We start from the raw sequence: 11,808 nt of genomic DNA on the forward strand, positions 1-11,808 counted from the left end.
GCCGCGCTTGCGGCGGCACCGCGACGGTAGATTGCGCACCCCCAGTCCAGATCGTGGAGGACCCATGCCAATCGCCGCACTCGTCCCGGTCGTCGTCGCTGCGATCGCGTGGATCGCCTTCTGCGAGTGGGACCTCTCGCGCTCCGAGGTGCAGCACATGCCCCGGTGGGCATGGGCGCTCGTGATCGTGGCCTCCGTGCCCCTGGGTGGGATCCTCTGGCTGACCGTCGGCAGGGCCGACGAGTGAGCACCGAGGGCCTGGCCGTGTCGACCCGTGGCCTGGCCAAGGACTACGGCCCGACGGCCGCGCTGGTCGACGTCGACCTGGCCATACCCACAGGGACCACCTATGGCCTGGTCGGACCCAACGGGGCGGGGAAGTCGACGTTGCTGGGCATCCTCGCCGGCCTTCGTCGGCCGAGCTCCGGAACGATCACGATGGAGGTGGCGCGCCAGCGCATCGCCTTCCTGCCGGACACGCCGCGGTGGGATCGCTGGTTGACCGCGTTCGAGGTGGTCGACCTGGCTCGAACCCTCACTGCGCCGCACCTGCCCGTGGACCGGGTGATGGACACGCTCGAGGTCGCCGGCCTCGCGAGCGCAGCGCACCGCCGCAACGGCGGCTTCTCGCGGGGGATGCTCCAGCGGCTGGGCATCGCCGCCACCCTGGTCGGCTCCCCGGAGATCGTCCTCCTCGACGAGCCGTCCTCCGCCCTCGACCCCGTCGGCAGGCGCGAGGTGCTCGACCTGATCACGAGCATGCGCGGCACCGCGACCGTGGTGTTCTCCAGCCACGTCCTGGGCGACGTACAGGAGATCTGCACCCACATCGGCATCCTGAGCCGCGGTCGCTTGATCGCCCAGGGACCCATCGTCGACCTCCTCGCCGGCCGGGCGGCCTCCGCGACGCAGGTGACGCTTGAGAACCCTGCGGACGCGCTGATCGTCAGCGACCGTCTCGAGCAGCAGCCGTGGGTCCTGCATGCCGTCGCCGACGGGACAACCGTCACGGTCACGAGCGACGACCTCGTCACGGTGAGGCGGTCGCTTCCGGCGGTGCTGGCGGACGCAGGCGTGCCGATCGTCGCCATGGCCCCGGCCGACGTCACCCTCGAGGACGTGTTCCTGGAGCTGACCCGATGACCGATCGACCAGCACCCGGGCGACGGTCCGCGCGCCCCATGACGCTCTGGCGGCTCGAGTGGCTGCGGATGGCCAGGACCCGGCGCTGGATCGCCCCCGTCGCCGTCCACGCGCTGTTCGGCCTCCTGGGGCCCGTCACCGAGCGCTACCTCGCGGAGATCATCGCCGGTCTCGGCGGCATCGAGGTCGTCCTCCCCGACCCGACGCCAGCGGGTGGCTTCACCCAGTACGTGTCCAACGTGTCGCAGCTCGGGGTCCTGGCCGTGGTGGTGGTCTCGGCAAGCTCGTTGGCCGTCGACCAGCCCCCCGAGATGGGCATGTTCCTTCGCACCCGTGTCCGGTCCGCCGCCGACCTCGTCGTGCCCCGTGTCGTCGTCGTGTCCATCGTGTCGGTGGCAGCGTGGATCATCGGCGCGCTGGCCGCGTGGTACGAGACCGTGGTCCTGCTCGGCGAGGTGTCGCCCGCTGCCGTGATCGTGGGCACCACCTACGGCGCGGTCTACCTTGCGTTCGTCGTCGCGCTCCTCGCAGCCCTGGCAGCCCTCGGTCGCTCCACGGTCGCGACGGTGCTGGTGGGCGTGGGCGTCCTGGCCGTGCTGCCGATCATCGCACTCCTCCCGACTGTGGAACGATGGGTCCCCTCCGAGCTGGTCGGTGCCCTCGACAGCATGGTCGCCGGGGCGCCCCTCGACGGCCCCGTTCCCGCCGCGGCGACGGCCGTGGTGGCCGGCGGGGCGTTGATCGCGTTCGCCGTCCGCAGGGTGGCGGCACGCGAGGCCTGATGCGACCAGCGTCGCCGGGCCCGCCCATCGCACAGCGGCCCGGACCGCCGGGACCGGGACGATCGGCCGCCCGGACCGTGACGTTGGACCCTTCTGCTGGAGCCTGCGGACGCGCAGTGTTCGAGGGCTGGCGGACATGGACAAGCCGTCCTCGCTGATCCCGCTGGCGAAGGAGCTGTGATGAAGGCAGTTGTGTTCCACGGTGCCGGGAACAAGGCATGGGAGGACGTTCCCGACCCGACCCTCATCGATCCAACCGACGCCATCGTGCGCGTCGACGCCGTCACGATCTGCGGTACCGACCTGCACATCCTGAAGGGCGACGTCCCCGCTGTCACCGACGGACGGGTCCTCGGCCACGAGGCCGTGGGCACCGTCGAGCAGGTGGGCGCCGCCGTGACGGGCGTGGCCGCGAGCGACCGGGTGCTCGTGTCGTGCATCTCCTCCTGCGGACGCTGCCGCTTCTGTCGCGACGGCGCCTACGGGCAGTGCCTGAACGGTGGGGGCTGGATCCTCGGGCACCTCATCGACGGCACACAAGCGGAGAAGGTCCGGGTGCCGTTCGCCGACACCTCCCTGTACCACCTTCCCGATGGTGTGGACACCGAGGCCGCGTTGATGCTTGCTGACATCCTGCCGACCGGATTCGAGGTCGGCGTGCTCAACGGTGCGGTGCAGCCCGGCGACGTCGTCGCCGTGGTCGGCGCCGGACCCATCGGACTGGCGGCCATGCTGACCGCCCAGTTCTACTCCCCTGCCCACATCGTGGCGATCGACCTTGCCGACTCGCGGCTGGAGGCGGCGAAGCAGTTCGGCGCCACTGTCACCATCAACCCCTCGACCCACGACGCGGTCGCGGAGGTGCAGACGCTCACCGACGGCCTGGGCGCCGATGTCGCCATCGAGGCGGTCGGCGTGCCCGCAACCTTCGAGCAGTGCACCAGGCTCATCCGGCCGGGCGGTCGGGTCGCCAACGTCGGGGTGCACGGCGCACCCGCCACCCTCCACCTCGAGGACCTGTGGATCCGCAACGTCACGATCACCACGGGACTGGTCGACACCTACTCCACGCCGCGGTTGCTGAAGTTGCTCGCGGCCGGTCAGGTCGACGCCAGGAAGTTCGTCACGCACCATTTCGCGATGGACGAGTTCATGGCCGCCTACGACGTGTTCGAGCGGGCGGCCGACACCAGCGCGCTCAAGGTCGTCCTCACCCGCTGACCACGACCCTCGATCACCCGCCGGCGAGGGCTTCCGCTGCCCTCGCCGCCGGGAGGACGGCTGGCCGGCGCCGTCGTGTGGGATCCTCGTGCAACGCTTGGGAGGATGCACGACGTGACAGCCGACCCGGGACCGTTCGACGAGGTGGGGTTCCCCAGCTGGGTCATGGGACACCGTGGCGCACGGGCCGTCGCACCCGAGAACTCCATCGAGGGGTTCACCTGGGCGATCGACAACGGCCTGGGCAGCGTGGAGTTCGACGTCCGCCTGACCGCCGACGGCGTGCTGGTCTGCGTGCACGACGAGTCCATGGCGGCCCACGGTGGACCGTCCGCGCTCGTCACCGAGCTCGACGCCGAGGCCGTGGACCGCGTCGTGCTGACCACCGGAGTGGGCGTCCCGCGACTGGAGGAGGTGCTGGACCTGGCGGAGGGTCGGCTGGCCCTCAACGTCGAGATCAAGAACGACCCGCGCGAACGCTCCTTCGACCCCCGACGTGCCGCTGCCGAGGTCCTGGCCGACCTGCTGGAGGACCGTGCGTCCCGAGGGCGAGCCGACGACGTCATCGCGGTGTCGTCGTTCGACGCGGGAACCGTCGGCCGGTTCGCCGAGGCGTCCAGCCGCTTCGGTCACACGGCTGCCCTGCTGACGTCACCGGGCACCACGACCCAGCGCATCATCGACGAGGGAACCGCGCTCGGGGTGTCGGCGGTCCACCCCCACTACTCCTCGCTGGTGTCGTCCAGCTCGTGCCGTCGCCTGCAGGAGGCGGGGTTCGTCGTCCGGACGTGGACGGTCAACAACCGCCTCGTCGCCCAGCGCCTGCGACGGTCGGGGGTCGCGATGATCGTGACCGACGACCCCCGCCGCATCGTCTGAGCCGGGCTCCTCAGTCCTGCGGACCCGTGCCGCCTTCCGGCTTGAGGAGCGCGTAGTAGGCGTAGCGGTCGCCGATGATCTCCTCCCGGGGCTCGATGGTCAGGAGCTGTGGGATCAGGTCGAGGCGCTGGCAGGTCTCCCAGAACTCGTCGAGGGGGTAGGCGGCCATGAAGGCGGTGTTCGCCCTGTAGAAGGCCCGTTTGGGCCGCGAGGCGGTGTCGTCGGTGGTGTAGCGGATCTGGACGAACGCCATGCCACCGGGGCGCAGGACATCGTGCGCCAGCCGCAGCATGCGCAGCCCGTAGGCGTTGCTGGGCAGCAGCTCCATCACGTTGATGCAGACGAACAGGTCGACGGGCGTGTCGAGTCGGTCCCGCGCCGCCTCGGGATCCTCGACCGTGACGAGGATCGGCTCGAAGGGCACTCCCGTGCCGGCCAGCTCGGTGACGCTGCGGTCCAGCGACTCCGGGCTGATGTCGACGCCGACCAGCTGATTGGCATGGGGCGCGAAGGCGCGGAGCAGGGCCCCACCCCCGCACCCCCATTCCAGGATCCGCAGGTCGGTGGTCGGGAAGTCCAGCGCTGCCGCGAAGCGACGGAACCGTTCGACGTTGCGGGCCCCCATGCGGTCGTAGGCGTCGTCGGGTATCCCCTCGGGCCCCCGCCAGTGGAACATGTTCGGTGCGTGGAGCGCGTCCCGGGTCCAGTAGGCCTGCGCGTCGTGCTGGAGCTGCTCCTCCGACTGCCGCAGGCCCACACGGGCGATCAGCTGCATGGCGGTTCGCGCCACGCGCCTGATCGGCCCCCAGAGCGGGGTCCTCCGCAGTCGATCGACGATCGCGAGCTGCCGGGGGTCCATCAGCGGACCCTCCCGGCCGGGAACGGGCGGGTGGATGACATGTCGATGTGGTCCTTCGTCGAGAGGCAGGACGCGGCGACCGCACGGTCGTCAGGACCGGTCGGGCAGGTCGCCAGCAGATGGGCAGCCGCGTCGGGCTGCCGCAGTCGTGGTCCCTGCTCGGTGCGATGCGAAGGACCCGACGGCAGTGCTCGACGTGCCTCTAGACGCGAAGGATCGACAGCACCGCGAGGCGCTGCCGTGGAACCCGATGGCGTGGCCTGCGACGGCCCTGGAGACGGTCATCCAGCTCCGGGCGGAGTCCAACGGCGCCGAGCAGGGCCATCGAGGCCGCGAGCAGGACGCCCGCCCCGACCGCACGGGCGGCGGTCGTGCCGTCCTCAGCAGACGGATGTGTGGTCTCGCTCGCCTGCGCGTCGTCGGCGTGACCCATGTGGTCGTGACCGTCCGCGACGAAGGCATGCGCATGCGCCCCGCCGTCCCCGACCCAGGGTGAGTGGTCGTGACGCCCCAGGACACCCACGCCCTGCACGACGGCGAGGGCACTCGCCAGCAGCAGGACCAGGAGACGCATCCCCACCGAGAGTAACGGAACGTGATTCCCGTGTACACGGGTCGATGACCGAAAACCGCTGGTGGGGCGCCGCCGCAGCGACGCCCCACCAGGGTGTGTGTGATCAGCCGGTCGGCTGTCGGGTGGTCCCGATCAGCGCAGGTCGAACCGGTCGTTCTCCATGACCTTGACCCAGCCGCGGACGAAGGCCTCGAGCATGAGCTCGTCGCCACCGGCGGCGGCGTACTCCTCGGCAAGGGCACGCAGCTGGCTGTTGGCACCGAAGACGAGGTCCACGCGGGTGGCCTTCCACTTCGGCTCGCCGGTCTCGCGGTCGACGCCCTCGAAGACGTCCTCGGCCTCGCCGATGGAGTGCCACTTGGTCCCCATGTCGACCAGGTTCACGAAGAAGTCGTTGGTCAGCTGGCCCGGACGGTCGGTGAGGACGCCGTAGCCCTCGTCGCCCACGTTCGCGCCGAGGACGCGCATGCCGCCGACCAGGGCGGTCATCTCGGGGGCGGTCAGGTTCAGCATGAACGCCTTGTCGATCAGCAGGTGCTCGCTGGGGATGCCGCCCTGCTTCTGCTGGTAGTTGCGGAAGCCGTCGGCCTTCGGCTCGAGCCACTGGAAGGACTCGATGTCGGTGGACTCCTGGTCGGCGTCGGTGCGACCGGGCGTGAACGGCACGGTGAAGTCGTGGCCTGCAGCCCTGGCTGCGGCCTCGACGGCCGCGCTGCCACCGAGGACGATCAGGTCGGCGAGGGAGACCTGCGGGCCACCCTTGGCGTTGAAGGCCTGCTGGATCTCCTCCAGCTTCGCGATGACGGCGTTCACGCCGGAGGCCACGTTGGCGTCCCAGCCGGCCATCGGCTCCAGGCGGATACGGGCACCGTTGGCCCCACCGCGGAAGTCGGTCGTGCGGTAGGTCGACGCCGACGCCCAGGCCGTCTTCACCAGCTGCGCCGTGGTCAGTCCGCTGTCGAGGATGGTGGACTTCAGCTCCGCGATCTCGGCGTCACCGATCATCGGCCCCTCGTGGGCGGGGACGTTGTCCTGCCAGACGAAGGTCGTCTCGGGCACCTGCGGGCCCTTGTAGCGGATGGCCGGGCCCATGTCGCGGTGGAGCAGCTTGAACCAGGCCTTGGCGAATGCGGTGGCAAGCTGGTCGGGGTTCTCGCGGAAGCGGGTGGCGATCTCCAGGTACGCGGGGTCGGCCAGCATCGCCATGTCGGCGGTGGACATGACCGGCTTGTTCTCGCGGCCCTCGACGTGGGCGTCGGGGACCATGAAGCCCTCGCGCACCGACTTCGGCTCCCACTGCTTGGCGCCAGCAGGGGACTCCACGAGCTCCCACTCGTGGCTGAAGAGGGTCTCGAGGTAGCTGTTGTCCCACTTGATGGGTGTGGGGGTCCAGGCACCCTCGAGGCCGGAGGTCAGCGTGTACTCGCCGAACCCGGTCTCGTGGGAGTTGGCCCAGCCGAAGCCCTGGTCGGCAAGTCCGCCGGCCTCCGGCTCGGGGCCGTGGAAGTCGGGGCTCACCGCACCGTGCATCTTGCCGAAGGTGTGGCCACCGACGACCAGGGCGACGGTCTCCTCGTCGTTCATGGCCATGCGGCCGAACGTCTCACGGATGTCCTGCGCGGACTTCGCTGCGTCCGGCAGCCCGTTGGGACCCTCGGGGTTGACGTAGATCAGGCCCATCTGGACCGCGGCCAGCGGGTTGTCGAGCAGGCGGTTGCCATCCTCGAAGCTGCCGGTGTAGCGGTCGTCCTTGGCCGAGAGCCACTCGTTCTCGGGACCCCAGTAGATGTCGTCCTCGGGCGCCCAGATGTCCTCGCGCCCGAAGGCGAAGCCCGCGGTGCGGAAGCCCATGGTCTCCAGGGCCCGGTTGCCGGCGAAGACGAACAGGTCGGCCCACGAGATGGCCTTGCCGTACTTCTGCTTGATCGGCAGCAGCAGGCGGCGGGCCTTGTCGAGGTTGCCGTTGTCGGGCCAGGAGTTGAGGGGGGCGTAGCGCTGCGCGCCGGTGCCGCCGCCACCACGACCGTCGGAGACACGGTAGGTCCCGGCTGCGTGCCATGACATGCGGATGAAGAAGGGACCGTAGTGGCCCCAGTCGGCGGGCCACCACGACTTGGAGTCCGTCATCAGCGCGTCGACGTCCCTGGTGAGCTCGTCGATGTCGACGTTCTCCAGGTTCGCGCGGTAGTCGAAGTCGACGCCGAGGGGCGTGGAGTCCGGGTGGTGCTGGTGGAGGATGCGCAGGTTCAGCGCGTTGGGCCACCACTTCTCGTTGGACTGGAACTCACCGGAGGTGAGCGAGCCCCACTCGGGGCTGTTCTTCTTGCTGTCCGTCATGACGTCTCCGTTGTGTTGCGGTGTCTCGTTGTCTGCAAGGGGTTGCGAACGGCTCAGCTCGCCGCGTCTCGACAGTCGCCACAGATCCCCCAGTAGACGACCTCGGCTTCGTCGAGCACGAAGCCGTTGTCGTCGTCGGGAGTCAGGCAGGGGGCCTCGCCGGCCGCGCAGTCGACGTCGACCACGCGGTCGCAGCGGCGACACACGAGGTGGTGGTGGTTGTCCCCGACGCGGCCCTCGTACCGTGTGGCGGACCCGGCCGGCTGGATGCGGCGGATCATGCCGTTGTCGACGAGCACCGAGAGGGTGTCGTACACCGACTGGCGAGAGATGCTCCCGATCTCGTCCCGCACGGCCTCTGCCACCCCGTGGGCGGTGATGTGCGGGCGGGAGTCGACCGCTCGGAGCACCGCCAGGCGTTGGGCAGTGACCTGGAGTCCATGCGTCCGGAGGGACGCGGTCGGGTCGCTGAGCACGGGCCACAGTCTGCGTCCAAACTTGGACAGTGTCAAGAGTTCATCGACGGCCGAACGGACGAGGGGTGACCCCGTTCGGGGCCACCCCATCGGATGTGCTGGACTGATCGGCTGCCGTCAGATGAACAGCGTCTGAGCGCCTTCGGAGATCTCCATGAAGTCCGAGGCGCTGATGATGCCCTCGACCCGGTCGTACAGGTCGTCCTCGGTGAGGTGCATCATGTCCGCCGACATGCGGCAGGCCCACAGGTGGCCGCCGGCGTCGGTGATCAGCTCCATGAACTCCGGCACAGTCGGCAGGTCGAGGCCCTCGATCTGCTTCTTCATCATGTGGGTCGCGAAGGCCTGCATGCCGGGCAGGCCCATGATGGCGGTCGGCATGTGGGTGGCCGGGTTGCCGACCGGGTTGAAGGCCAGGTGTCCCATGGTCTTGGTGTTGATCATGTCGAACCCCCAGAACGTGAAGAACAGGTGGGTCTCGATGCCCTCGCCAAGCGCGGCGTTGGCCAGCACCAGGCCCGGGTAGGCCATGTCCAGGGAACCCTTGGAGCAGATGATCACGAGCTTGCGACCCTCCTGCTCGACGTCGTCGAAGGACGGGACGGGGAGAACGCTGGTTGTCACGGTGCTCACTCCTCAGACGCAGCCGACTGGCTTGGGGACACCGGCGATGTAGGACATCTTCTTGGCCGGCTTCTTGGGGAACAGGGTGAAGAGCTGCTTGGTCGGCACGCCGCCGACGTTGGTGACGCGGCGCAGCGTGGGACTCTCGCCCTCGGCTTCGTAGTCCTGCCGGACGAACCGCAGGACATCCCAGTGGGCGTCGGTCAGCTCGATGCCGATGTTGGCGGCCAGCGCGCGAGCGACGTCCTCGGTCCATTCGGTGTGGTCGGTCATGAAACCCTCGTCGTTGACGTGGATCTCGCGGCCGACGATCGTTGCGGTGCTCACGGGGTGCGCTCCTTCTGGGGCTGGGCGAACGGCTCGCCGGTGGTCTGGGGTGTCTCGGGGGCGGCGACCTTGCCGCGCATCGACATGAGCGCCGGCACGGGGAGGCGGCGACCGGGCAGCAGCACGTGCCAGTAGATCCATCGGAAGGCCAGCTTCCCGATGTGGTTCAGGCGGCTCTCCTTCAGCAGGGCGAAGGGGCCGACGCCGGCCAGGGGGTAGGTGCCGGGCAGGGGCTGGGTGTCGTAGTTGAAGTCGATCAGCAGGCCCTTGCGGTCACCGGACTCCACGAAGCAGTTGGCGTGCCCGTCGAAGGACTTCGCCATCGGTCGACCCGCGATGTGGTCCAGGAAGTTCTCGGTGAAGATCTCCGCGGCGAAGTGTGCGACCGACCCGGCCTTGGAGGCGGGGATGTTGGAGGCGTCGCCGAGCGCGAAGATGTTGTCGTGCCCGACGGCCTGCAGGGTGTGCTTGTCGACCTTGACGAAGCGCAGCTCGTCACCCAGGCCGCTCCTGCTCACGAACGCCGCGCCCATGTGCAGCGGCACCGTGACCAGGAGGTCGAAGGGGATCTCGCGCTCGTCGTAGGAGACCAGCGCCTTAGTGTCGGTGTCGATCCGCTCGACCATGAAGTCGGTCTCGAGGTCGATGTGGCGTTCGCCCAGCATGTCGCCGAGATGGGTGGAGGCGACCGGCTTGGTGAACGCGCCGTCGAGGGGGGTGACGTAGGTGATGTCGACCGCGTCGCGGATACCACGCTTGGTGAAGTGGTCATCGGCGAGGAAGGCGAACTCCAGGGGGGCCACCGGGCACTTGATCGGCATCTCGGTGATGTGGACGACGAGTCGTCCGCCGGTGAAGGCCTTCAGGGCATCACGCAGGGCTGTCGCACCCTCGAGGGAGTAGAAGTCGAAGATCGACCGCTGCCACTCCTCCTCCATCATCCCGGGGGTCTCCTCGGGGTGGATGCCCGCACCGGTGGCGATGACCAGCTGGTCGTAGGGCAGCGTCTCGCCGCCCCGCATCTCCACGACGGAGCGTTCGGTGTCGACGCGGTCGACGGTGCCGAACCGCAGGTCGATGCCGTCGCCGATGAACCGCGAGCGGCGGCGCACGATCTGCGTCGGCGTGTACGTGCCGAAGGGCAGCAGGAGGTAGCCGGGCTGGTAGTGGTGCGTGTCGTCCTGGTCGACGATCGTGATGGTCCAGTCGGCCGGGAGCTGCTGGCGCAGCTTGTTGGCCACCATCGTGCCGGCCGTGCCCGCACCGAGTACGAGGAGCTTGCCCATCGCCGTGTCCCTTCGGAGGTCGAACCGAGGACGACCGTAGGTCTCGATGGGCATGGCCGGACGTGCCGGAGGTCCCGGGACCGTCCCGTCGAAGGTCCCGGGCTTGTCGGCCACCCACGGGCCCACACCCTGTGGGGCTACTCCGGCGTCAGCGGGTTGGTGAGGAAGGCGGCGTCGTCGACCTGGTGTCCACCGACGAGGTGGTCGGCGACGATGCGCTCGGCCAGGGCTTCGTCGACACCGGCGTACCAGGTCCCCTCCGGGTACACGACGACCGTCGCGCCGTCGCCCCGGCAGATCGACAGGCACTTGGTCTCCACGACCCCGACGCGGTCGCGGGCCCCGGCGAGGGCGACCCCATGCGACAGTGCCCTGGCGACGGTGCCGTCCGGCGAGCAGTCCGCCGCGGTGCACACCAGCACGTGGCGCTGCATCGTGTCGACCTTCGCCTTCCTGGCGCGGGCCGCGAGGTCGTCGGCATCGTCGGGCGGCGGATCGCTGGGCATGGCGGCCGAGTCTAGGACGGGCCTCGCACCTCCTCGAAGGCAAGTCAGAACTTGCATGCAAGTTCGTACTTGCCTATTGTGCAGCAGATGGACGACGTCTTCGACGCACTCGGCGCACCGGCACGGAGGACGATCCTCGACGTGCTGGCCGTTCGCGACGAGCAGACGCTGTTCGAGATCTGCGGCCGTCTCGCTGCTGACCACGGCATCGAGCTGACCCGCCAGGCCATCTCCCAGCACCTTGCCGTCCTGGAGGAGGCCGGGTTGGTCCGCTCCCGCAGGGAGGGTCGATACAAGTTCCACGCCATCGAGCCGGCACCCCTCCGCCGCGCCATGTCCCGATGGCTAGGCGCCGAAGGAGTCCCCGAATGACCATCCGCATCCACCTGACGAGCGTTTTCGTCGACGATCAGGAGAAGGCCCTGCGCTTCTACACCGACGTCCTGGGGTTCGAGCCGCGCACGGACATCCCGCTGGGCAACGGCGACCGCTGGCTGACCGTCGGAGCCCCGGGGCAGGAAGGCGTCGAGCTTCTGCTCGAGCCGGCCTCCCACCCTGCGGTGGGGCCCTACCGGGACGGCGTGACCGGCGACGGCATCCCGCTGGCCTCCTTCGCCGTGGACGACGTCGCGGCCGAGCACGAACGGCTCGTCAGTGCTGGCGTCACCTTCACCCAACCCCCGACCACCATGGGCCCGGTGGTCACCGCGGTCCTGGACGACACCTGCGGCAACCTGATCCAGCTGAGCAGCATGTGACGTGGTCGGGCAGGCCTGATCGAGGCCTGCCCGGGC

General features: G+C 69.4%; 15 protein-coding genes. 7 read left to right on the top strand and 8 right to left on the bottom strand.

Going from position 1 to position 11,808, the window contains the following annotated elements; genetic code table 11:
* The first annotated feature begins 64 nt into the window (after positions 1 to 64).
* The 5 genes from CUC05_RS17865 (at position 65) to CUC05_RS17885 (ending at position 4,025) form a co-directional block, all read left to right on the top strand.
* Positions 65 to 247, top strand: a complete 183-nt coding sequence (locus CUC05_RS17865; protein ID WP_108667602.1) for a PLDc N-terminal domain-containing protein — start codon at positions 65 to 67, stop codon at positions 245 to 247.
* The gene (locus tag CUC05_RS17870; RefSeq protein WP_157965715.1) at positions 244 to 1,143 is read left to right on the top strand and encodes an ABC transporter ATP-binding protein; all 900 of its coding nucleotides are present in this window, start codon (positions 244 to 246) and stop codon (positions 1,141 to 1,143) included. The genes CUC05_RS17865 and CUC05_RS17870 overlap by 4 nt, the downstream gene beginning before the upstream one ends.
* A gap of 38 nt (positions 1,144 to 1,181) precedes the next feature.
* Positions 1,182 to 1,925: a hypothetical protein gene (locus CUC05_RS17875; protein ID WP_108667494.1), complete on the top strand. Its 744-nt coding sequence runs from the start codon at positions 1,182 to 1,184 to the stop codon at positions 1,923 to 1,925.
* A gap of 180 nt (positions 1,926 to 2,105) precedes the next feature.
* A complete protein-coding gene (locus CUC05_RS17880; protein ID WP_108667495.1) occupies positions 2,106 to 3,146 on the top strand; it encodes a zinc-dependent alcohol dehydrogenase family protein in 1,041 nt (346 codons plus the stop codon).
* 105 nt (positions 3,147 to 3,251) lie between these two features.
* Entirely contained in the window at positions 3,252 to 4,025 is a 774-nt protein-coding gene (locus CUC05_RS17885; protein WP_108667496.1) for a glycerophosphodiester phosphodiesterase, read from the top strand.
* A gap of 10 nt (positions 4,026 to 4,035) precedes the next feature.
* On the opposite strand, the gene CUC05_RS17890 is transcribed toward CUC05_RS17885, so the two are convergent.
* The 8 genes from CUC05_RS17890 to CUC05_RS17925 all read right to left on the bottom strand — a co-directional run bounded on the left by CUC05_RS17890 (position 4,036) and on the right by CUC05_RS17925 (position 11,014).
* On the bottom strand, positions 4,036 to 4,815 hold the full coding sequence (locus CUC05_RS17890) for a class I SAM-dependent methyltransferase (RefSeq protein ID WP_170128052.1): 780 nt from the start codon (positions 4,813 to 4,815) through the stop codon (positions 4,036 to 4,038).
* A 271-nt stretch (positions 4,816 to 5,086) separates the two neighbouring features.
* A complete protein-coding gene (locus tag CUC05_RS17895; protein WP_108667498.1) occupies positions 5,087 to 5,458 on the bottom strand; it encodes a hypothetical protein in 372 nt (123 codons plus the stop codon).
* 132 nt (positions 5,459 to 5,590) lie between these two features.
* Positions 5,591 to 7,795: a catalase/peroxidase HPI gene (gene katG / locus CUC05_RS17900; protein WP_108667499.1), complete on the bottom strand. Its 2,205-nt coding sequence runs from the start codon at positions 7,793 to 7,795 to the stop codon at positions 5,591 to 5,593.
* A gap of 53 nt (positions 7,796 to 7,848) precedes the next feature.
* The gene (locus CUC05_RS17905) at positions 7,849 to 8,271 is read right to left on the bottom strand and encodes a Fur family transcriptional regulator (protein WP_240606278.1); all 423 of its coding nucleotides are present in this window, start codon (positions 8,269 to 8,271) and stop codon (positions 7,849 to 7,851) included.
* A 117-nt stretch (positions 8,272 to 8,388) separates the two neighbouring features.
* Positions 8,389 to 8,895 carry a DsrE/DsrF/DrsH-like family protein gene (locus tag CUC05_RS17910; RefSeq protein ID WP_205712413.1) on the bottom strand — a complete coding sequence of 169 codons (507 nt, stop codon included), beginning with the start codon at positions 8,893 to 8,895 and terminating at the stop codon, positions 8,389 to 8,391.
* A gap of 12 nt (positions 8,896 to 8,907) precedes the next feature.
* Entirely contained in the window at positions 8,908 to 9,222 is a 315-nt protein-coding gene (locus CUC05_RS17915) for a TusE/DsrC/DsvC family sulfur relay protein (protein ID WP_108667502.1), read from the bottom strand.
* Entirely contained in the window at positions 9,219 to 10,508 is a 1,290-nt protein-coding gene (gene sqr, locus CUC05_RS17920; protein WP_108667603.1) for a type III sulfide quinone reductase, selenoprotein subtype, read from the bottom strand. The genes CUC05_RS17915 and sqr overlap by 4 nt, the downstream gene beginning before the upstream one ends.
* Before the next feature lie 137 nt (positions 10,509 to 10,645).
* A complete protein-coding gene (locus CUC05_RS17925; protein WP_108667503.1) occupies positions 10,646 to 11,014 on the bottom strand; it encodes a (2Fe-2S) ferredoxin domain-containing protein in 369 nt (122 codons plus the stop codon).
* 87 nt (positions 11,015 to 11,101) lie between these two features.
* Here CUC05_RS17925 and CUC05_RS17930 point away from each other — a divergent pair, with 87 nt between their 5' ends.
* Entirely contained in the window at positions 11,102 to 11,386 is a 285-nt protein-coding gene (locus tag CUC05_RS17930; protein WP_108667504.1) for an ArsR/SmtB family transcription factor, read from the top strand.
* Between the two features lie 2 nt (positions 11,387 to 11,388).
* Positions 11,389 to 11,772: a VOC family protein gene (locus CUC05_RS17935; protein ID WP_108667604.1), complete on the top strand. Its 384-nt coding sequence runs from the start codon at positions 11,389 to 11,391 to the stop codon at positions 11,770 to 11,772.
* Positions 11,773 to 11,808 lie beyond the last annotated feature (36 nt).

Origin of the sequence: Euzebya rosea (genome assembly GCF_003073135.1) — a bacterium.
GTDB lineage: Bacteria > Actinomycetota > Nitriliruptoria > Euzebyales > Euzebyaceae > Euzebya > Euzebya rosea.